The sequence below is a fragment of the Herbaspirillum sp. GW821-FHT09A12 genome (assembly GCF_059418325.1).
This window is the reverse complement of sequence record NZ_JBWKPR010000004.1, coordinates 297,644-317,786: the sequence shown is the minus strand read 5'-3', so window position 1 is coordinate 317,786 and position 20,143 is coordinate 297,644. Positions and strand designations below refer to the sequence as shown.

At 65.4% G+C, this 20,143-nt stretch carries 17 protein-coding genes; 6 read left to right on the top strand and 11 right to left on the bottom strand.

Annotated elements, in window-relative coordinates:
* Window positions 1-103: 103 nt before the first annotated feature.
* The 5 genes from AC07N6_RS13630 to AC07N6_RS13610 form a co-directional block, all read right to left on the bottom strand.
* Window positions 104-1,048: a glucosamine kinase nucleotide-binding domain-containing protein gene (locus AC07N6_RS13630; protein WP_494781445.1), complete on the bottom strand. Its 945-nt coding sequence runs from the start codon at window positions 1,046-1,048 to the stop codon at window positions 104-106.
* Window positions 1,049-1,064: 16 nt separating this feature from the next.
* Window positions 1,065-2,189: an ABC transporter ATP-binding protein gene (locus AC07N6_RS13625; protein ID WP_494781446.1), complete on the bottom strand. Its 1,125-nt coding sequence runs from the start codon at window positions 2,187-2,189 to the stop codon at window positions 1,065-1,067.
* 19 nt (window positions 2,190-2,208) lie between these two features.
* Window positions 2,209-3,126 (bottom strand): carbohydrate ABC transporter permease, encoded by a 918-nt coding sequence (locus tag AC07N6_RS13620; protein WP_494781447.1) that lies wholly within the window; start codon window positions 3,124-3,126, stop codon window positions 2,209-2,211.
* A 16-nt stretch (window positions 3,127-3,142) separates the two neighbouring features.
* Window positions 3,143-4,057 carry a carbohydrate ABC transporter permease gene (locus tag AC07N6_RS13615; protein ID WP_141914040.1) on the bottom strand — a complete coding sequence of 305 codons (915 nt, stop codon included), beginning with the start codon at window positions 4,055-4,057 and terminating at the stop codon, window positions 3,143-3,145.
* 127 nt (window positions 4,058-4,184) lie between these two features.
* Window positions 4,185-5,480 (bottom strand): ABC transporter substrate-binding protein, encoded by a 1,296-nt coding sequence (locus AC07N6_RS13610; protein ID WP_494781448.1) that lies wholly within the window; start codon window positions 5,478-5,480, stop codon window positions 4,185-4,187.
* Window positions 5,481-5,916: 436 nt separating this feature from the next.
* Here AC07N6_RS13610 and AC07N6_RS13605 point away from each other — a divergent pair, with 436 nt between their 5' ends.
* From AC07N6_RS13605 to mgrA, 4 genes are all read left to right on the top strand, one after another.
* Window positions 5,917-7,290, top strand: a complete 1,374-nt coding sequence (locus tag AC07N6_RS13605; protein ID WP_494781449.1) for an ABC transporter substrate-binding protein — start codon at window positions 5,917-5,919, stop codon at window positions 7,288-7,290.
* A gap of 53 nt (window positions 7,291-7,343) precedes the next feature.
* Window positions 7,344-8,057, top strand: a complete 714-nt coding sequence (locus tag AC07N6_RS13600; protein ID WP_494781450.1) for a response regulator — start codon at window positions 7,344-7,346, stop codon at window positions 8,055-8,057.
* Entirely contained in the window at window positions 8,020-9,603 is a 1,584-nt protein-coding gene (locus AC07N6_RS13595; protein WP_494781451.1) for an ATP-binding protein, read from the top strand. Before AC07N6_RS13600 ends, AC07N6_RS13595 begins: the two co-directional genes overlap by 38 nt.
* A 66-nt stretch (window positions 9,604-9,669) precedes the next feature.
* Complete coding sequence (mgrA, locus tag AC07N6_RS13590) at window positions 9,670-10,704, top strand: L-glyceraldehyde 3-phosphate reductase (protein ID WP_494781452.1); 1,035 nt, start codon at window positions 9,670-9,672, stop codon at window positions 10,702-10,704.
* Between the two features lie 98 nt (window positions 10,705-10,802).
* On the opposite strand, the gene AC07N6_RS13585 is transcribed toward mgrA, so the two are convergent.
* The 4 genes from AC07N6_RS13585 to AC07N6_RS13570 form a co-directional block, all read right to left on the bottom strand.
* Window positions 10,803-11,234: a YbaN family protein gene (locus AC07N6_RS13585; protein ID WP_494781453.1), complete on the bottom strand. Its 432-nt coding sequence runs from the start codon at window positions 11,232-11,234 to the stop codon at window positions 10,803-10,805.
* Between the two features lie 50 nt (window positions 11,235-11,284).
* A complete protein-coding gene (locus AC07N6_RS13580; RefSeq protein WP_494781454.1) occupies window positions 11,285-11,875 on the bottom strand; it encodes a biliverdin-producing heme oxygenase in 591 nt (196 codons plus the stop codon).
* Between the two features lie 183 nt (window positions 11,876-12,058).
* Window positions 12,059-12,568 carry an EF-hand domain-containing protein gene (locus tag AC07N6_RS13575; RefSeq protein WP_494781455.1) on the bottom strand — a complete coding sequence of 170 codons (510 nt, stop codon included), beginning with the start codon at window positions 12,566-12,568 and terminating at the stop codon, window positions 12,059-12,061.
* A 110-nt stretch (window positions 12,569-12,678) separates the two neighbouring features.
* A complete protein-coding gene (locus AC07N6_RS13570; RefSeq protein ID WP_494781456.1) occupies window positions 12,679-15,078 on the bottom strand; it encodes a TonB-dependent hemoglobin/transferrin/lactoferrin family receptor in 2,400 nt (799 codons plus the stop codon).
* Window positions 15,079-15,655: 577 nt separating this feature from the next.
* Here AC07N6_RS13570 and AC07N6_RS13565 point away from each other — a divergent pair.
* On the top strand, window positions 15,656-16,789 hold the full coding sequence (locus AC07N6_RS13565) for a porin (protein WP_494781457.1): 1,134 nt from the start codon (window positions 15,656-15,658) through the stop codon (window positions 16,787-16,789).
* Window positions 16,790-16,978: 189 nt separating this feature from the next.
* On the opposite strand, the gene AC07N6_RS13560 is transcribed toward AC07N6_RS13565, so the two are convergent.
* Window positions 16,979-18,349 carry a sensor histidine kinase gene (locus AC07N6_RS13560; protein ID WP_494781458.1) on the bottom strand — a complete coding sequence of 457 codons (1,371 nt, stop codon included), beginning with the start codon at window positions 18,347-18,349 and terminating at the stop codon, window positions 16,979-16,981.
* A gap of 20 nt (window positions 18,350-18,369) precedes the next feature.
* Complete coding sequence (locus AC07N6_RS13555) at window positions 18,370-19,050, bottom strand: response regulator (RefSeq protein WP_494781459.1); 681 nt, start codon at window positions 19,048-19,050, stop codon at window positions 18,370-18,372.
* Between the two features lie 209 nt (window positions 19,051-19,259).
* Between AC07N6_RS13555 and AC07N6_RS13550 the strand changes: the two genes are divergently transcribed.
* The gene (locus tag AC07N6_RS13550; protein ID WP_494781460.1) at window positions 19,260-20,126 is read left to right on the top strand and encodes a MipA/OmpV family protein; all 867 of its coding nucleotides are present in this window, start codon (window positions 19,260-19,262) and stop codon (window positions 20,124-20,126) included.
* Window positions 20,127-20,143 lie beyond the last annotated feature (17 nt).

Genomic DNA, 20,143 nt, shown 5'->3' with positions numbered 1-20,143 from the left:
CGCGCTGGCCGCGTTGCCCGGTGAGGCTGGTGGCCCACCACCAGCCTCACCGGGCGCCTTGCCACCCCGCCTTCTGGAGGCAACGCATCTCGCAAATTAATTGTTAACAGGCCCTAGTGCCATGCAAGGCTTGCCGGGCCAGCAGCAAGGCGCCGTCGGCGGCATCGGCGGCAGCGGTGACGACGCGCTGGCGCAGCCCGGAAGAGAGATAGCCGTTGAGGGCCCCGGCCAGTCCGCCGCATAGCGCCAGCGGCAGGCGCTGCTGCGGATCGAGCGCGCCGGCCATCAGTTCGATTTCATCGGCTGCCGCCTGCATGATGGCGCGGGCCGCATCGTCGTCGCCGGCATGCGCCACCACCAGCCGCGCCAGGCGGGCGAAGGCGGCCTGGTCGGCTTGCGACAGCCAGGCCAGCACCGTCTCGCGCTCGCCGCGTTCGCCGCCGCCACCCGTGGCGGGCAATTCGCCGGCGCAGAAGGCCAGCACCGCCTCGGCCAGCGGGCCGCGCACGGCACGGCCATCGATGGCGTGCTGCGTGTGGTGGATGGCGCGCATGCCCATCCAGGCGCCGCTGGCGTCGTCGCCGGACGGGAAGCCCCAGCCGTCGACCATGCGCTGGCGGCCATCGATGTCGACGGCGATGCCGATGGTGCCGGTGCCCACGGCGATCACCGCGCCGGGCTTGCCCTGGTGCGCGCCGAGCAGGGTGGTGATGCCGTCGGTGGCGGCTTGCAGCATGCCGAAGGCCGGCGCCGCGGCGTGGAAGTCGGCCGCCCATTGCGCCACGTTATAGCCGGCGATGCCGACGCCGACCGCCAGTTGCGACAGCGGCGGCATCGCCTGGCCGGCATGGCTGAAGGCCTGTTCGATGGTCGGCACGATGACGCGCCATGCCGTCCCGGCGCCGTTGCGCAAGGCCGAGCCGGGGCCGGCCGCTTCGGCCAGCACGCGGCCATCGGCCGTGGCGATGCGCACCAGGGTCTTGGTGCCGCCGCCGTCGACGCCGACCAGCCAGGCGATGGAGGAAGCGGGGGAAAGGGAAGTGTTCATGGCGGCGGCAGGCGTCTCAATGGCGCCGCGACGATTGCAGGTTGCCGGGTTTGAGACGGCGCAGCGCCTGGCCTTGCGCGTCGAACGCATGGAACGCATGGCTGTCGGCCGACAGCTCCAGATGCTCGCCGATATTGACGTCGCGGTTGCCGTCGCCGCGCACCACGATGTCTTGCCCGCCATCCAGCGTCAGGTAGATGAAGTTGGCTTCGCCCAGGTGTTCCACCAGGTTGACCGTGCCGTTGAAGCGTTCCGATCCCTGCGCGTGTTCGCGGATCTGTTCGGCGCGCAGGCCCAGCGTCACCTTGTCGCCCGGGCGGGCGGCGCCGGGCTCGACGTCGGCATGCAGTTGCGCGCCGCCGGCGATTTCCACCCCCAGGCCGTGCGCGGCGACATGGGTCACGGTGCCGGGCAGCAGGTTCATCCTGGGCGAGCCGATGAAGCCGGCCACGAACAGGTTCTGCGGATGCTGGTACAGCTCCAGCGGCGAGCCGGCCTGCTGGATGCGGCCGTCGTGCATGACCACGATCTTGTCGCCCAGCGTCATGGCCTCGACCTGGTCGTGGGTGACGTAGACGATGGTGGCGGCCAGCTCCTTGTGCAGCTTGGCGATCTCCAGCCGGGTTTGCACGCGCAGCGCGGCGTCGAGGTTGGACAGCGGTTCGTCGAACAGGAACAGGCGCGGCTTGCGCACGATGGCGCGCCCGATCGCCACGCGCTGGCGCTGGCCGCCGGACAGTTCGCGCGGCAGGCGCTCGAGCAGGTGATCGATCTTGAGGATGCCGGCGGCGTGGCGGATGCGCTCGTCGATGTCGGCACGGCTGCTGCCGGCCACCTTCAGGCCGAAGGCCATGTTCTTGTACACCGTCATGTGCGGATACAGCGCGTAGCTCTGGAACACCATGGCGATGCCGCGCTCGGCCGGCGGCAGGTGGTTGACCACCTTGCCGCCGATGGCCAACTGGCCGCCGCTGATGTCTTCCAGCCCGCACAGCATGCGCAGCAGGGTCGACTTGCCGCAGCCGGAAGGGCCGACCAGTACGCAGAATTCGCCGTCGCGGATGTCGAGGTTGAGGTCGGCCAGCACGTCGGCGCGGCCGTCGTAGGATTTCCTCAGGTTTTCTATGCTTACGTTTGCCATGTTCAATCCCAGTATGAGTTTATTTGACGGCGCCCGCGGTCAGGCCGCGGATCAGCTGGCGGGAGAACGCGACGTACAGCAGCAGGATCGGGATCACTGCCATCGACAGCGCCGCCAGCACTGAATTCCAGTCGGTGGCGTACTGGCCGATGAACTGTTGCACGCCCAGCGTGACGGTGCGGGTCTCCTCGCCGGGCGCCAGGATCAGCGGGAACCACAGGTCGTTCCAGGCCGGGATCATGGTGAACACCGCCACGGTGGCGATGGCCGGACGCAGCAGCGGCAGGATCACCTGGAAGAAGATGGCGATCTCGCCCACGCCGTCGCAGCGCGCGGCATCTTTGAGCTCGGACGGGATCTGGCGGATGAACTCGGACAGGATCATCACCGCCAGCGGCAGGCCTTGCGCGGTGTACACCAGGATCAGCGCGGTGCGCGTATTGATCAGGTCCAGCGCCACCACCAGTTGCAGGATGGAGACCGTGCCCAGCCGGATCGGGATCATGATGCCGATGGCCAGGAAGAAGTTGAGGAAGCGGTTGCCGGGAAACTTGTATTCCGACAGCGCCCAGCCGGCCATGGCGCCCAACAGCACGATCAGCACCAGCGAGCCCAGGGTGACCACCAGACTGTTGCCGAAGTAGAGCAGGAAGTGGGTGCCGGAGAGCACCTTCTGGAAACCGACCAGGGTCAGCGTGTCGGCGGTGGGCAGCGCCATCGGGCCGTCGAAGATGGCGCTGCGGGTCTTGACCGAATTGATCAGGATCAGCGCGATCGGAAACAGCGCGATCACCGCGTAGATGCACAGCACCAGGTGTACCCACAGGTGGCCGATGGGGCCGAAGCCGCGCCGCATCAGAGTCGGCCCGACCGGCGTGGAGGGTAAGACGGCGCCGGCGCAGGAAGAAGACGCAGGGGAAGAAAGGGAAGAGGGCATCGGGGTCTCCTCGCGCTCACAGCGCATAGCGGGTCAGCCTGCGCTGCACCAGGTAGAAGTACGTGCCCACGCCGGCCAGGATCACCAGGAACATCAGCGTGGCCACTGCGGCGCCCATGGTCGGGCTGCCGATCTGCGCCTGGTAGCCGAAGAAGGTGCGGTAGAAATAGGTGCCCAGCAGGTCGGCCGAATAATTGGGCCCGGCCAGCGCGCCCTTGACCGAATAGATCAGGTCGAAGGCATTGAAGTTGGCGACGAAGGTGAGGATGGTCACCAGGCCCAGCGTCGGGTAGATCAGCGGCAGCTTGATCTGCCAGAAGATGCGCATGGCGGAGGCGCCCTCGGCGTGCGCGGCTTCCAGTATCTCTTCCGGCACCGCCAGCAAGGCCGCATAGATCAGCATCATGGGGATGCCGATGTATTGCCACACCGAGATCAGCGACAGCGTCACCAATGCGGTCGATTCCTGGCCCAGCCAGGGGCCGAACCAGTCGGCCAGGCCGACGAAACCCATCAGTTTTTCGCCCACGCCCCACAGCGGCGAGAGGATCAGTTGCCAGATGAAGCCGATGATCACCACCGACAGCAGCGTGGGCAGGAAGATCAGCGTGCGGTAGGTGCGCGCGCCGCGCAGGCCCTTCAGGCTGAACAGCGTCGCCAGCAGCAGGCCGATCGGGTTTTGCAGCGCCATGTGCATGCCGAAGAACTTGATGTTGTTCCACATCGCATTCCAGAATGCGGCCGACCAGTCGGGGTCGAACAGGATGGTGCGGTAGTTGTCGAGGCCGACGAAGCTGGTCGCGCCGGCATCGTTGCTGGTGTAGAAGCCCAGGCGCAGCGTATCGGCCAGGGGCAGCGCGCTGAACATGGAATAGATGAGGACGGCAGGCGCGAGAAATACCACGAGCTGCCAGGCGCGGACTTGTTTCACTGCGTCTCCTGAGAGGGATGGCCAGGGATGGAACCGGACGGGCGTCTTGGCGCGCCCATATCCGGTCTCCCTTTTTTATTTCAGTCCATGCCGCCGCCATCGGATGCGGCATGGCGCATCACACGCGCTACTGTTGCGGCTTGTACCACTTGGCGAAGCCGGCCTGGATCTTGGCGGCGGCATCCTTGGGCGCCAGCTTGCCGTTGAGCACCTGGGCGTTGACGTTCCACATCTCGTTTTCCATGCTCGGCGTGCCGCGGTTGAGGATCTGCGAGTTGACGCGGATGGTCGAGGCGCAACCCTTGCGCCAGCCGATCATCTGCTTGGCGATCGGGTCCTTCACCGAGATCAGGTGGTTCGACAGCGAGAAGAAGCCGGTGACCTTGTTGGTGTAGAGGTCGGCGAACTCTTGCGAACCCAGCCAAGCCAGGAACTTGTAGGCGTCTTCCTTGTTCTTCGATTTCTTGTTGATGCCCATGCCGATGTCGTTGTGGTCGGAGATGTAGCAGGCATCGCCGGCCTTGGGCACCGGCGGCGGGAAGGCGCCCATGTCCAGCTTGCCGTTGAAGTAGGCGATGTCCCAGGAGCCGGCCGGGTATACCGCGCCGCGGCCCAGGGCGAACATGTTCTGGCTGTCGCTGTAGGTCTGCGCCGAGGCGCCCTTGGGCAGGTACTTGCCCAGCTTGGCTTCATACTCCCAGGCCGCCACGAACTGCGGGTCGGTGAACTTGGCGCGGCCGGCGATGAGCGCCTTGCGGCCTTCCTCGCCCTTCCAGTAATTGGGGCCGACGCCGGTAAACAGCACCTGGTGCGATTCCCACTGCTCGGAGGTGCCCATCACCAGCGGCGTGTACTTGCCATTGGCCTTGACGGCGTCGAGCAGCTTGAAGAACTCGGCCTCGGTCTTGGGCGGCTCCAGGTTCAGTTCCTTGAAGATCTTGGTGTTGTAGAAGAAACCGTGGATCACCGACGCCATCGGCATGCAGAAGGTGTCTTTGCCGTCATCGGTCTGCCAGGCGGTCTTGGCCGCCGGCGCGAAGAATTCCATGCCGGGCTTGCCGTCCAGCTTTTCCAGATGGCCCTTGTTGTACAGCGAGAGCGACACGTCGAACGGGCGGCAGGCCACCAGGTCGCCGGCGGTGCCGCCGGCCAGGCGCGCGGCCAGGCTGGAGTCGTATTCGGTGGGCGCGGTCGGGGCGAACTTCACGGCGATGCCGGGGTTCTGTTTCTGGAAGGCGGGGATCAGTACGGTTTCCCACAACTGCAGGTCGTCCACACGCCAGCTTTCGATGGTGAGCGTGCCGGCCTGCGCATGGCCGCCGATGGACAGCGCCAGGGCGGCGGCCGTGGCCAGTGTGGCCGCGGCGCGTTTGAACGCTGGAATGAAGGGAATGGCGGCGTCGGTCTGTTGCTTGGTTTGCATCGTTTGTCTCCTGGCTTTATTGGCTGTTGGTCGCTCTTGCCTGTCGGGATAGTGCGGCCCGGCAACCGGCAACGAGGTGCGCGATGACAGTGGGCAGCGGCGCGACAGTAGCACCGCGCCGCATGTGATGCGAGCTTGGCGCGGCAGCCGCCGGCAATGGCGTAAGATGCTGATTTACATGGGAAAAGCAGCAAACGGCAGGAGCGCGCCGATTACATATCCTTACAGGTCGCGCCAGGGCGGCGGCGGCCCCTGCCCGCGATGCGAGCCCATCGGCGAATGTGAGCGTGGCGCGTGCTGCCCAAGCTAAGGAAAGAAAACATTACATTTCTTTACAAGAGCTGAATTGAATTAATGTTTTCATCTAGCCGCTGCAAATTGCAGCGCGGCAGTGGCCGGGCTATAGTCTTTCCCGGTTTGGAGACACACGGACATAATGATAAAAATGAAACGCCCAGTCCGCGCGTTGCGCGCATCGGTCATGCACCGTTGCGCGACGGCGGCGATGCTGGTGACCCTTCCCCTGTTGATGCTGGCGGCGCTGGCGGTATGTGCCGCGCTGCCGCCGCAGGCGCACGCGGCCGCAGCGTCGGCGGCCGCGCCTGGGGCATCCGCGGCACCGGCCTCGCTGCAGGTGCTGCACTGGTGGACATCGGCCGGCGAACGCCGCGCCCTCAACGTGGTGGTGAACCAGTTGGCCAGGCAGAACATCCAATGGCGCGACGTGCCAATCCCGGGCGGCGCCGGCATGGGCGCGGGCAAGGTCTTGAAGAGCATGGTGCTGGCCGGGCGCGCGCCCGAGGTCACGCAATTGAACGGCGTGATCTTCGGCGAATGGGCCGATCTCGGCTTGCTGCTGGAGCTGGACAATGTCGCCGTGCAAGGCAACTGGGAGAAGCAGATGTTTCCCTCCGTCTGGGCGCTGCTGAACAACCGCGGGCATGTGGTGGCCGCGCCGCTGGGCATCCACCGCATCAACACGCTGTTCTACAACATCGCCATCTTCAACCGTCTGGGGCTGACGCCGCCCAAGACCTGGGATGACTTCGAGCGCGTGGCGCAGGCCTTGCGCGACGCCGGCATCACGCCGCTGGCGCAAAGCGGCGAAGCCTGGCAGATCGCCACCCTGTTCGAGAACCTGGCTCTGGCCGAAAGCGGCCCGGCCTACTATCGCCGCCTGTTCGTCGAGATGGACCCGGCGGCCTATGCCGATGGGCGCATGCTGCACATCCTCAAGCGCCTGCGCCGGCTCGGCCAGGCGATGGACCAGCCGGTGCGCGAGCGGCCGTGGACGGAAGTCGCGCGCAGCATGGCCGACGGCGAAGCCGCCATGTTCATCATGGGCGACTGGGCCAAGGGCGAATTCAATGCCTGGGGCCTGGCGGTGGATCAGCAATTCGGTTGCGTCCCGGTGCCGGGAACGGGCGAGTACCATCTCTACAGCACCGACACCCTGGCCATGTTCGCCGGCGACTATTCGCACCAGGTCTCCCAGGAGACGCTGGCGCAGATCGTCACCTCGCCGGCGGTGCAGTCGGAATACAATAAATTCAAGGGTTCCATCCCGGTCTGGCGCACCGCCGATCCGCACATGGATCGCTGCGCGCGCGACTCCTGGCGCGCGTTCAGCAAGGGCGCGGCTTACCAGGCGCCCAGCCTGGTGCACCGCATGGCCACCGATGAGACCACCAAGGATGCCCTCATCGCCGAGGTGCAGCGCTTCTTCCTCGACCGCCAGGGCGGCGAGGAACAGGCGCAGCGCCGGCTGGTGTCGATCGCGCGGGCACTCTCGCGCGGGCGCGGCCAGTGATGGGCACGGAGCGATACATTGAGACCAGACAACCCGTTTAGCGAAGGCCAACGATGACACGCAAGATATTGATCGTCGATGACGACCAGAAGACCCGCACCCTGTTGAAGGCCTATCTGGAAAAGAACCAGTACGAGGTAAGGCTGGCGCACGACGGCGCCACCTTTCTCGGCGAATTCCAGCGCTACGCCGATGAGCTGGCGCTGGTGATCCTGGACGTGATGCTGCCCGACACCGACGGCTTCGCGTTGTGCAAGACGGTGCGGCGCAAGTCCAACGTACCCATCATCATGCTCACCGCCAGCTCGGACGAGACCGACCGCGTGGTCGGGCTGGAGCTGGGCGCCGACGACTATATCGCCAAGCCCTACAGTCCGCGCGAACTGCTGGCGCGCATCAAGGCCATCCACCGCCGCACCGGCATCGACAGCACGGCCGCGCCGCGCTATTACCGCTTCGTCGGCTTCACGCTCGACACCGTGGAACGCACGCTGACCGACAGCGTCGGCCAGGTGGTGGCGCTGACCGGCATGGATTACCAGCTGCTGAAATATTTCGTCGAACATCCGGGCGACGTGCTCGACCGCAATGTCCTGTGCGAAGAGACGCGCGGGCGCGACGCCGGCCCGCTGGACCGTTCGCTGGACGTGCAGATCAGCAAGCTGCGCCTGCGCCTCAACGACGGCGGCCGCCAGCCGCACCTGATCAAGACCGTGCGCGGCGCCGGCTATGTGTTCTCGGCCGACGTCAGCACGGCCGCCGCGTGAGCGCCATCCCGTGAACGAGAGCGCACCTGCGGCGACGGCGGAGGCGACTGCGCAAACGGCCCGGCCGCGCTCGCTGCGCGCCCGGCTGGCGGCTTTCCTCGATTGGATCCTGCCCAACTCCCTGCTGGGCCGCCTGTCGGTGGTGATGATTTTCGGGGTGCTGGTCACGCAGGTGGCCGGCGGCCTGATCTGGGCCGCGCAATTGCGCACCAAGTCCGAAGCCGAGACCCGCATCGCGGCGCAGCACCTGGCGCACAGCGCTTCGGTGGCGATCCGTTATTTCATGAGCCTGCCCTCCAATTACCGGCCGCTGATGATCCAGCAATTGCGCGAGATGGGCGGTACGCGCTTCTTCATCAACGCCAACAGCTCGGCCGTGCCGGTCACGCCGATCGCTCCCAACCCGCTGGCCGCGGTCGCCATCGACGTTGCGGCCCAGACCCTGCGCGAAGACCTGCCGTTCATGCCGGAAGCCCGGCTCGACTTCGCCTGGCCGGACGGCCTGCAGGTCTCCAGCGATGGCCTCAAGGTGGGCGACCTGCCCGACAGCTGGGTGCAGCATATCCTGCTGACCAAGCCCAACTCGGCGCCGGTGCTGGTGATACAGATGCAGGTCGAAAGCGGCAAGTGGCTGTACCTGGCCGCGCTGATGCCCAATCCGTATTTCCTCGACAGCGGCAACCCGCTGTGGCTGGACCGGCTGGTGTTGCAGGGCTTGTCGCTGGCGGCGATCCTGTTGCTGACCATCCTCGTGGTGCGCTGGACCACCCGTCCGCTGGCGGCGCTGGCCGACGCCGCCGAAGCGTTCGGCAAGGGCGAGACGGTGCCGGAGTTGCCCGGCACCGGCAGCCGCGAATACGTCAAGACCGCCTATGCCTTCTCCGGCATGCGCGAGCGCATCAAGCGCTACCTGGAAGACCGCGAGCGGCTGTTCGTCTCCATCTCGCATGACTTGCGCACGCCCATCACGCGGCTGAAACTGCGCACCGAACTGATGGACGACGACGACATGCGCACCGAATTCCACGATGACCTCGATGAGCTCGACATGATGGTCAAGGGCGCGCTGCAGTCGGTGAAGGACAGCGACATCCACGAGAACCGCACCGAGGTGCGGCTGGACGCGCTGGTGACGCGCATGATCCGCGACGCCAAGATGGCCGGCCACGAGATCGCCTTCACGCCTTCCGGCATCAACGTCATGGCCAAGCCGCTGGCCTTGAAGCGCGCCATCGGCAACTTGTTCGACAATGCGCTGTATTACGGCCAGAAGGTCGAAGTCGCCATCCGCCCCTCGCAGGGCGCGGGCGGCGACCTGGTCGAAATCGAGATCCGCGACCACGGTCCCGGCGTGCCGGAAGACGCCATGGGCACGCTGTTCCAGCCCTATGTGCGGCTGGAGCATGGGCGCGCCCAGAACAGCGGCGGCATGGGACTGGGGCTGGGCATTTCGCGCAACATCGTGCAGGCCCACGGCGGCGAGCTGCTGTTGCGCAACCATCCCGAAGGCGGCCTGATCGCCACCATTATTTTGCCGGCGCGGTGAGCGGTGCAGTCACCGGTGCAGTAAATTGCGCGGCGGCATTTCATTCAAACCTTGATAAGGATAGCCATGACCTATATCGCCAACCCTTCCCGCTACGACGGCCAGATGCCTTACCGGCGCGTGGGCAAGAGCGGCTTGCCGCTGCCGGCCATCTCGCTCGGCCTGTGGCAGAACTTCGGCGGCGCCGATAATTTCGAGACCGGCCGCGCAGTGCTGCGGCGCGCCTTTGACCGCGGCGTCACCCATTTCGACCTGGCCAACAACTACGGCCCGCCGGCCGGTTCGGCGGAAGAGAATTTCGGCCGCTGGCTGGCCAAGGACTTCGCGCCCTACCGCGATGAACTGGTGATTTCCAGCAAGGCCGGCTGGCAGATGTGGCCCGGCCCCTATGGCGGCCCCAGCGGCGCGCGCAAGCACCTGATCGCCAGTTGCGAGCAGAGCCTGCGGCGCATGGGGCTCGACTATGTCGATATCTTCTATTCGCACCGGGTCGACCCCGATACGCCGCTGGAAGAAACCATGGGCGCGCTGGCGCACCTGCACCGCCAGGGCAAGGCGCTGTATGTCGGCATCTCGTCCTATTCGCCCGAGCTCACGCGCAAGGCGGCGGCGATCCTCAAGAGCGAGGGCGTGCCGCTGCTGATCCACCAGCCGAATTACTCGATGCTCAACCGCAGCATCGAAAACGGCTTGCTGCAGGCGCTGGAAGAACTGGGCGTGGGCTGCATCGGCTTCTCGCCGCTGGCGCAAGGCATGCTGACCTCCAAGTACCTCAATGGCGTGCCGGAAGGCGCGCGCGCCACGCGTGCGCCGTCGCTGCCGCCGAGGATGCTGTCGCCGGAAAACCTGGCGCGCATCCGCGCATTGGACGAGATCGCCCAGCGTCGCGGCCAGACCCTGGCGCAAATGGCGATCGCCTGGGTGCTGCGCGATGCCCGCGTGACCTCGGCGCTGATCGGCGCGCGCAATGTCGAACAACTGGACGGCGCGCTGGATGCGTTGAAGAACCTGGGCTTCAGCGCCGCCGAGCTGGCCCAGATCGACCAGCATGCCATCGACGGCGGCGTCGACCTGTGGCGCGTGTCTTCGTCGATCACCTGAAACTCGCCGGCGCCTCCCGGCTGAAGTGTGATGTGGAAAGGGCCTGCGCCGGTAACGGTGCAGGCCCTTTGTCATTGAAACGCGGGAAGGGAATCGACTTACTTCGGCGCATCTTCATCGGCGCCGCGGTCGGCGACCTGTTCCGGCCGCGACCACATCCACAGCGCACCCGCAGTCATGCCGATGGCCGCGATGACGATGATCCAGCGGTGCTTTATCGTCAGCAGCATGATCACCAGGCACAGGCTCATCATGATGGACGCGCTCAGTTTGGCGCGCCGTGCGACCACCCGGCCGTGACGCCAGTTATGGATCATCGGGCCGAACACCGGATGGTTTTCCAGCCAGCGCCGCAGCCGCGGCGAACCCTTGCCGGCGGCCCAGGCGGACAGCAGGATGAATTCGGTGGTCGGGATGCCGGGGATGAAGATCGCCAGGATGCCGATGCCCAGGCTGGCATAGGCCAGCGCCAGCCACAGCCAGCGGGTGCCGGCCGGGGCCAGTTGGCTGTTGTCGTTGTCGGGGGGCATGCCGCGCCCTGGTGCCGGTTCGTCCATTGCTGTCGGTATGGCGTTTTTGCTTACGCCAGCCCGAAGTGGCGCTTGAGCAGGCTGCCGAAGCGGGCGTAGGCCGCGGCGGCGCCGGCGATGACGGCATCGTGCTCTTCTTCTTGCAGCGCGGGCTGGTCGAGGAAACCGACGAAGCGGCGCCATACGATGGCGCGCCCTTCCGGATACGCCGCCAGGTTGCGGGCGCCGAAGGTTTCGCTCAATCCCAGCCTGGTCTTGGCTTCCTTGAGCAGGAAGGCCGCGCCCAGGGTCGAGCCTTCCGACACATAGAGCCAGCCCAGCGCGCCCGGCATGGCGACGCCGGCGCTGGCGGCCGGTTCGGGCACGGCGTGGAAGCCCAGGTCGCCCAGGTCGGTCAGCGATGCCGCCGCGCGGCCGCGCACGTCGAGGTCGGGCACGGCAGTCTGGATGGCGGGATCGGCGAACAGGTGTTCGATGTCACGCTGGAAGTGGTATTGGGCGGCGACAAAGCGCGCGTAGTTGTCCCGGTTGGCGAACGGCTGGCCTTGTTCCATCAGGGCGTGCATCAGTTCGTGCAGGTCAGCGGTCTCGTTCTTGAGGCGGGAAGAGAGCAGGGCGGGGCGTTCGGTGACGGTGTTCATAGTGAGGACGGTCGATGAGATGTCAGGCATCCGGGGGCAGCGTCGGACACATTATTGATAAATCGCAAGGCCAGGTGAGATTGCGGAAGGACAGGCTTGGTTCAAGGCCATGAATGAAGCCGGCCGCATTACGTGAATTTTTCGACATCCTGCGGCATGGGCGTGCGCTCATGGCCGGTTCCGTCAGCTACCCGCGTTGCGCGGCTTGGGCAAGGGGTCGTTGGCATCCACCTGGCCGTCATGGTTGGTGTCTTGCGCGGCGAAGGTCTTGTCCATGATGGCCTGTTCCTCCTCCCTGGACAGCACGCCATCGCGGTTCAGGTCCAGCAGCCTGAAGCGCACATGGGCCTGGCGGATCGAGTCGCTGTAGGCCTGGTCGGGTTCGCGGCCGGCGTCGAAGTATTGCTGCTTGAGGCGCCCTTCGAACTCGGCCACGTATTCTTCTTCGCTGAGCACGCCGTCATGGTTGGTGTCGGCGGCCTCGAAACGCTGGCGGCGCACGCTGTCGTACTCGGCGCGCGTGACCACGCCATCGCGGTTGACGTCGTAGCTGCCCATGAAGGCTTCGCGGCCGTGGCCGCCGGCCGGGCGCGCCGGTCCGGCCTTGGCTTCAGGTGCGGGAGGATGGGCGGCGCAAGCGGCCAGCAGCAGGCTGGCGAGCAGGCCGCACAGGAGCAAGGGGCGATGAGTCATGTCGATTCCTTATATAAGAACTGAGAGAACTGAAAGAACGGAGAAGGGCTGAGGGAAAACCGGTTCTGCTTCACAACAATGGAACCGGCATGGACGACGCGGCGGCCATGTCAGAAGTCCACGTTGACCGACGCGAAGAGGCTGCGGCCGGTGCGGGTTTGCAACTGGATGTCCTGCGCGTCCTTGGCGTTGCTCGGTTCCAGGCTGTAGACGCTGGCGTAATCCCAATAGCGTTTGTCCAGCAGGTTGTTGATGCCGGCGTTGATGCGCACGTTCTTCGCCACGCGCCAGTAAGCCGTCAGGTCGAATACCGCATAGCCGGGCACGTTGAAGTAGGTCACCGTCGAGTCGGTCAGCGCCGCGCCGCTGTTCGCGTAGCTGTTGCGGTTGGTGGCCTTGGCTTGCTTGCCCTTGACGAAGGTGCCGGTGAGGTTGCTGCCCCAGGCCTTTTCGGGGGCGTCGTAGCCCAGGCCGATGATCAGCTTGGCCGGTTGCACGGTGTCCAGGTCCTGGTAGCTGTCGCCGCTGTAGTAGCTCTTGGACTTGCCCTGGCTGTAGCCCAGCGCCCAGGTCGAGTACATGCCCCGCATGGCCGGCGCGAACTTGCCGTGGTCGATGCGGGTGCTCAGTTCCAGGCCGTAGATGTAGGCGTTGTCGCGGTTCTCGGCCTGGTAGATGGTGGCCACGTTGCTCTGGACGTTGGTAAACATCTCCGGATTGGCGGCGCGCGTATAGCGCGTGTAGGCGATGAAGTTCTTGTACTTGGTATAGAACAGCGAACTGTTGAAGGTGATGCCCTCGGTCAGCTCGCCCTTCAAGCCGATGTCGAAGGCATCGCTGGTTTCCTTTTTCAGGTTGGCGTTGCCCACCAGCGCGTAGTTGCCGAAACCGGAATTCCAGTAGCCGTACATTTCGCTGGCCGACGGCGCCCGGCCGCCGCGCTTCCATTGCGCGTAGGCGCTGATCTTGGGCACGATGTCGTAGACCAGGCTCAGGCTGGGGCTGACGATGGTGTTGGTCGAGCCGGAGCCGTACAAGGCATTGAGCTGGGCCGCGCTGATCGCGCTGTTGGCGAAGCTGTCGGTGTCGTAGATGCTGCTGGAGACGCGATCCACGCGCAGGCCGGGGATCAGCGCCAGGCGGTGGCCGTCGAGATTGAAGACGATCTCGTCTTCGGCGAACAGGCCATAGCGCGTGGTCTTGGTGTTGGGGTAGGGCTGCTTGGCCAGCGCGGTGCCGGTCAGCTGGTGCTGGTTCTTGTTCTGGCTGGCGCTGAGGCCGAAGCGCAGGTTGTTGTCGCCGATCTTCTTGCTGCCGGTGCTCGACAGGCTGAACTGCCTGTTGCTGTTGCGCGAGAAGTCGTTCTCGCGCGCCCCCGAGTTGAGCGTGGTGGTGGTGGTCGCATCCTGCATGTCGGTGCTTTGGAAGGACAGTTTGGTTTCCAGCTTGTCCAGCAGCGCGTTGGCCGGCGTCCACAGGTGGCCCAGCTGGAAGGTATTGCGCGCGGTGGTGCTGTGCTGGACCGACTTGCCGGTAATGGCCGTGCCGGTGTTGTTCCAGCCGTCATAGGAGAGGTCGTTGGTGCGGCGATAGATGTCCGCCGAGACCGTGAACTTGTTTTCGGCGTCGACCCGCATGCCGCCCTTGAGCAGCAGCGCGTCGGAATGCCAGTCGGACGGGTAGGCGTTGAGGATGTCGCTGTTGTTGTCGGCCTGGTGGCCATCGCGGCGCGAGTAGACGATCAGGCCGTCGAACATGCCCGAGGCGCCGGCGGCGGTGATGCCCTTGCTCCACGAACGGTCGGCCGAGTTGTAGCCGGCCTTGGCGCCGAAGTAGGTCGGCTTGGATGGGTTGACATATTCCTCGGCCGACTTGGTGCGGAAGCTGACCGCGCCGCCGATGCCGCCGGCCGGGCGCGCCGAGGTGGTGGTGCCGGAATCGACCTGCACCTCGGAATAGATTTCCGGATCGATGAAGTCGCGCCCCTGGCCGAAGGTGCCGATGGAAGCGCGGCCGCTGCCGGAGGTGGCCGAGCGGTCCACCGCTTCCGGCATTTCGACATCGTCCACATCCACGCCGACGCGGTTGCCTTCGACGCCGCGGATGTTGTAGTTGGTGCTGCCCGGATGGTCGTAGGCGCTGGTGGTGTTGGTGGTGCCCGCGGTGACGCCGGGCACCGAGACCAGCGGCTGGTATTTCAATACATCGGCAAAGCTGCCGGCGCCTTGCTTTTCAAGCTCTTCCTTGGTGACTTTGACCGAGGCGCCGGGTTTGTGCTGTTCTTCGCGCGCGCCCTTGACTTCGATCTCGGGCAGTTTCTTGCCGGCGCGTTCGTCCGCTGCTGCTGCGGCGTCGGAAGCGGGGCTGGCAGAAATGTTTTCCTGGGCGCCGGCGGTGGGTGCGGCCAGGCAGAGCAGGGCGCCGTTGATGGCCAGCGCGAGGGTGAGCGGTTGCAGGGACGAACGTCGACGCCGGCGCATGACGCCGACGCCCGATGGTTGCTGAGCCATGAGGGCAAGCCTTATCTATCAATAGGTGGAGAGGGATGAGGCTGGCGCAACACAACGGAATAACACGGCACTCTTGATAGAGCAGAGGCTATTTTTCTTGTTGATGTCTAAGCTGACGTGGCAGGGATTTTATCACACAAATAATAATGATTTCTATTTGCAATTAAAAATCGGGATGTTATGCAACGCCGCATATCACATTGCAGGCCGGCCGCTACAAGCGCATGTTGAACCGTTGTTTCACGTGATTGCCGTCGCCCGAACAAGATTTCACGCATGTAACACGTAAGTAAAAATCAACACGTATAGTGCCGCCTATGTTGAGGAGCCGGGCTCCTCTTCCGGCTCGCGCGCACCAGCATGCGCAGCCGATTCAATGGGCCAGAGAGTCCTGTACGCAACGCGGCGCAACCGGGAACCGGCGCCGCTGAAAAATCGCCATCCTAATTTGGCTCTGATCAAGGCGGATTCTTCCGCAGGGATGTTTTCGTCCCGACATCAGGCCGGATGCAGCAGGGTCCAAAGAATGGATCCGGGGCCGACTCGGCCTTAATTTTCAAATCTTTCAGGGGTATTCATGAAAAAAACAGCATTTGCATTGGCCGCTCTGGGGCTGCTCGCCTCGTCCGCACAAGCGCAAAGCAGCGTTACCGTCTACGGCGTCATTGATGTGGGCCTGACCTACACCACCAACGCCACCCGCGGCACCACGCCGGGTTCCAACGGCTCCCGTTTCAGCATCGACTCGGGCGACCTGGCGACTTCCCGCATCGGTTTCCGCGGCGTCGAAGATCTGGGCGGCGGCCTCAAGGCCCTGTTCCAGTTGGAAAACGGCTTCAACGCCGACACCGGCGGCATGGCCAGCGCCAATACCCTGTTCGACCGCAAGTCGGTGGTCGGCCTGTCGGGTTCTTTCGGTACGGTCACCCTCGGTCGCCAGGTGGATTTCCTGGATGACATCGGCGCCAAGTACACCTCGGTGCAGACCTTCGGCGGCAACGGCGTCAAGGGCGCCCACTTCGGCAACCTGGACCGCGTCGCCGGTTCGCGCGCCGACAACTCGGTGCGCTTCGACTCGGCCAACTACGGCGGCTTCACCGGCAACCTGTACTATGCGTTCGGCGAAGTGGCGGGCAAGACCTCGGCCGGCCAGGGCTTCGGCATCGGCGCCAACTATGCCAGCGGCCCGTTGGGCATCGGCGGCGCGTACTACCAGACCAAGCTGTCCGCCGTATCCGGCGCCGCGCAGCCGGGCGACACCAACCTGAAGACCTTCACCCTGGGCGCGAGCTACCAGTTCGGCCCGGCCAAGCTGTACGGCGCCTGGTCGCAGACCAAGCGTCCGCTGCAAGGCGGCATCGCTCCCGGCCTGGTCAGCAGCATCACCACCCAGGCCACCAAGGGTAATGTGATCGACATCGGCGTCGACTACGCGCTCAAGGACAACCTGCACCTGCTGGGCAGCGTGATCCATGACCGCATCGACATCGCCCGCACCAGCACCGGCGCCACCCGTGCCCGCACCACCCAGTACAACCTGGGCGTGGATTACTACCTGTCCAAGCGCACCGACGTGTACGCGATGTGGAGCAACCTGCGCGCGAGCGACGCACGCAACCCGGGCGTCATCAACAACGCCTACGATGTCGCCGCGCCGTTTGACGCGTCGACCCAGAACGTCGTGCGCGTGGGCCTGCGCCACAAGTTCTAAGCGGTATGCAGGAATAGTCTTGAGAGGAGCAGTATTTGATACGGTGTTGTCCGCAAGGATGACACCGTTTTTTATGCCTGAAGCGCATCGCATGCGCCGCACGCATGCGAAGCAGCGTACATCTCGTTTGGAAAGACGAAGGCCCCATGAAACATGGTGTCTTCCATGCAGGATGCGCGAGCAAAAAGATCAGCCGGCGGATTTGCCTGCCGGCAGGATGACCGTCACCGTCAATCCGCCTTCGGCGGAGGTATCCAGCGCGACGCTGCCGCCGTGTTCCCGCACCACCGTCTTGACGATCGCCAGTCCCAACCCGCTGCCATTCTGGATCTGGTCCGGATCGCGGAAGAAGCGGTCGAACACGCGTTCGCGCATGGCCGGGGCGATGCCCGGCCCGGCGTCCGACACGCTCAGTTGCACGCCCTGCGCTGCCATGCGCACATCCACTTCGACCCGCGCGCGCGCCGGGCTGTACTTGATGGCGTTTTCCACCAGGTTGTCGACCAGCGACACCAGTCCTTCGCGCGCGCCGTCCACCCATACCTCGCCGCGCGCATCCAGCTCCAGTTCCACCTCGCGTTCGGTCGCCAGCGGCGACAGCGCCGCCAGCCGTTCCTGTACCAGCGCGGTCAACGCCACCGGGCGCAGCGGCGCCTCGGTGTACGTCTCGCTGCGCATGAGCAGCAGCAACTGGCGCACCAGCCGCGTGGCGCGGTTGCCGCTGTTGAGGATGCCGACCAGCAGTTCGCGCTGGTGCGCGTCGGCCACGTGCGACTGCAGCGCCTCGACGTTGATGCGCATGGCCGCCAGCGGGGTACGCAGCTCGTGCGCGGCGTCGGCGATGAAGGCGCGTTCGCGCCCGGCGCTCTCGCGCACGCGCGCCAGCAGGTCATTGATGCAATCGACCATGTTGCGCAGCTCCTCATGCTTGGGCACCGATTGCAGCGGCGTCAGGTCGCGGGGGCCGCGCTCGGCGACCTCGCGTGCCACCTTGCTCCACGGCCGCAGCGCCACGCGCACCGAGAGCCAGGCCGGCAACAGCAGGAAGGGCAGGCTGATCAGCAGCGGCAGCAGGTAGTAGCCACGCGTGTTGATGCGGATGAAGAAGACCCATGGGTCGCCCGGTATCACCAGCGTGGCTTCGGCATCCGAGCGCGGCGACTTGGCGGTGCGGCTGCGCCAGAAGCGTCCGTCGACGGCGATCCGTTCATTTTCGTCGTAACGCGTGTTGCGCACCCCCAAAGGGGCTTCTGCGGACGCATAGATCACCTTGCCGTGGCTGCGCACGATCAGGCTGGTCGAGATATCGGAATCGTCGCCGGCGCCGTAGTCCTCGCGCAGCGCCAGGTCGATTTCACGCAGGACGCCGTAGCGCGCCTGCGGACGGTCTGCCAGCTGGTCGGTCACCGCCAGGACGGTATCGAACACCTTGGCGCCGCCCAACAGACCCGGACTGCGCAGGCTTTCCCACAGCACGTAGGTGAGGAAGGCGCACCACAGCAGCGTGAGCAACAGCAGTTGGGCCAGCATGATCCGTCGCACCAGGGAGGGAGCGCTCACGCGGCGCCACCAGCCGCGCATTATTCGCCGCCCTTGTGCCGCGCCACGGTGTCGACCACATAGCCGACGCCGCGCACCGTGCGCACGAAGCCTTCGCCGATCTTGCGGCGCAGGTTGCCCATATGCACGTCCAGCGCATTGCTGGCATTCTCATGGGCGCCGGGCAGCGCCTCATCCTCCAGCAGGCGTCGCGTGACCACGCGGTCGGCACGCATCATCAGCAGCTTGAGCAAGGTGTATTCGCTGGCCGTCAGTTCCACCGTCCGTTCGCCTGCTATCACGCGCCGCGTCGGTACGTGCAGCGTCAGGCCGCGCACCTCCAGCGTTTCGCCATCGAAGCCGTAGCTGCGCCGCGCCAGCGCCTTCACGCGCGACAGCAGTTCGGCCAGCACGAAGGGCTTGACCAGGTAATCGTCGGCGCCGCCGTCCAGGCCGCGCAGCCGGTCTTCCAGCGTGTCGCGCGCGCTCAGGATGATGACCGGCATGTTCTGCCGTTCGCGCCGCAGGCGCGCCAGGATGCGCATGCCGTCGCCGTCGGGCAGGCCGAGGTCGAGCAGCACCAGTTCGCAGGCGCCGACGTCGAGCTGACGCAGCGCGTCTTCCTGCTGGCGTACCCACACCACGTCGAAGCCATGGTCGGCCAGCGCGATGCGCACGCCGTTGCCGAGGTCGAGGTCGTCTTCTATCAGAAGGATTTTCATGTCGCGAGTGTATACGCGGTGCGTGAAGAATGGCTTAAGACGAGGCCGGCCTGCATCCCTGTTGCGCGCGCGACAACCGGCGCTGCTGCGCAGGGCGCTTCATTTTTTCTTCATGTCCGGTTCATCCGGACTTCATGCTCGGATTTCATACTGCATTGCAACGGGGCTTGGCCTCGTCTTAGCCCTTCTTCATCAATAAAAGGAGTTCCATGCAAAGTATCGAATCGCGCCGGCAGTTGCGCTCGCGACGCAGCCCCTTCGCAGTGTCCCGAATCCTGCAACAGGCTTGCCCGTCGATGGCGTTGCTGGCAGTTGCTGCGCTGGCGGTATTGGCCGCGCCTACCCAGGCCGCCGAAACGCCCAAGGGCGACGTGTTCACGCTGGGGGCGGGCGTGGCCATCGGCCCGCGCTATTCCGGTTCCGACCAGAACCGCGCCGGCCTCGGGCTGGCGCTGGATTACGCGGCGTCCAACGGTTTCTTCATTGGCACCACGCGCGGCATCGGCTACGGCAGCCAGACCGGCAAGCTCGACTACAGCATTGCCCTGGGTTATCGCGCAGGCCGCAAGGACAGCAACCAGAACGGTTTCATGGGGCGCGCCGGCAGCGATTACCTGCGCGGCATGGGCGAGATCAAGGGTTCGGTGACGACGCTGCTGGGCCTGGGCTATAGCGTGACCGACTGGCTGCGCCTCGGGCTGCGGGCAGAGTTGCCACTGTCCCAGCGCGACAACGGCAGCGCGCTGCATTTCGGCGCTAGCAGCCCGTTCTATGCCAGCGGCTCCGACCAGCTGACGCTGGGCCTGACCGGTAGCTGGGGCAACCGCAAATACGTGCAGACCTACTACGGCGTGACGGCCGCCCAATCGGCCGCGTCCGGTTTCCGCCAGCACGGCGCCAAGTCGGGAATCTACGCCTATACGCTGGAACTGGGCTGGCAGCACACGTTCGACGCCAACTGGAGCCTGAGGGCATCGGCCGGCGCCATGCAGCTTGCCGGCGACGCCGGCGACAGCCCCATCGTCAAGCGCAAGACGGCGCCGGTGGGCAGCGTCTTCGTTACCTACAGTTATTGAGGCCAGCCCGGACTGCT

Bases quoted from the DNA above. Each gene is read 5' to 3' on its own strand.
- AC07N6_RS13630 (WP_494781445.1), bottom strand. From the start codon at position 1,048: ATGAACACTTCCCTTTCCCCCGCTTCCTCCATCGCCTGGCTGGTCGGC.
- AC07N6_RS13625 (WP_494781446.1), bottom strand. From the start codon at position 2,189: ATGGCAAACGTAAGCATAGAAAACCTGAGGAAATCCTACGACGGCCGC.
- AC07N6_RS13620 (WP_494781447.1), bottom strand. From the start codon at position 3,126: ATGCCCTCTTCCCTTTCTTCCCCTGCGTCTTCTTCCTGCGCCGGCGCC.
- AC07N6_RS13610 (WP_494781448.1), bottom strand. From the start codon at position 5,480: ATGCAAACCAAGCAACAGACCGACGCCGCCATTCCCTTCATTCCAGCG.
- AC07N6_RS13605 (WP_494781449.1), top strand. From the start codon at position 5,917: ATGATAAAAATGAAACGCCCAGTCCGCGCGTTGCGCGCATCGGTCATG.
- AC07N6_RS13600 (WP_494781450.1), top strand. From the start codon at position 7,344: ATGACACGCAAGATATTGATCGTCGATGACGACCAGAAGACCCGCACC.
- AC07N6_RS13595 (WP_494781451.1), top strand. From the start codon at position 8,020: ATGTGTTCTCGGCCGACGTCAGCACGGCCGCCGCGTGAGCGCCATCCC.
- mgrA (WP_494781452.1), top strand. From the start codon at position 9,670: ATGACCTATATCGCCAACCCTTCCCGCTACGACGGCCAGATGCCTTAC.
- AC07N6_RS13585 (WP_494781453.1), bottom strand. From the start codon at position 11,234: ATGCCCCCCGACAACGACAACAGCCAACTGGCCCCGGCCGGCACCCGC.
- AC07N6_RS13580 (WP_494781454.1), bottom strand. From the start codon at position 11,875: ATGAACACCGTCACCGAACGCCCCGCCCTGCTCTCTTCCCGCCTCAAG.
- AC07N6_RS13575 (WP_494781455.1), bottom strand. From the start codon at position 12,568: ATGACTCATCGCCCCTTGCTCCTGTGCGGCCTGCTCGCCAGCCTGCTG.
- AC07N6_RS13570 (WP_494781456.1), bottom strand. From the start codon at position 15,078: ATGGCTCAGCAACCATCGGGCGTCGGCGTCATGCGCCGGCGTCGACGT.
- AC07N6_RS13565 (WP_494781457.1), top strand. From the start codon at position 15,656: ATGAAAAAAACAGCATTTGCATTGGCCGCTCTGGGGCTGCTCGCCTCG.
- AC07N6_RS13555 (WP_494781459.1), bottom strand. From the start codon at position 19,050: ATGAAAATCCTTCTGATAGAAGACGACCTCGACCTCGGCAACGGCGTG.
- AC07N6_RS13550 (WP_494781460.1), top strand. From the start codon at position 19,260: ATGCAAAGTATCGAATCGCGCCGGCAGTTGCGCTCGCGACGCAGCCCC.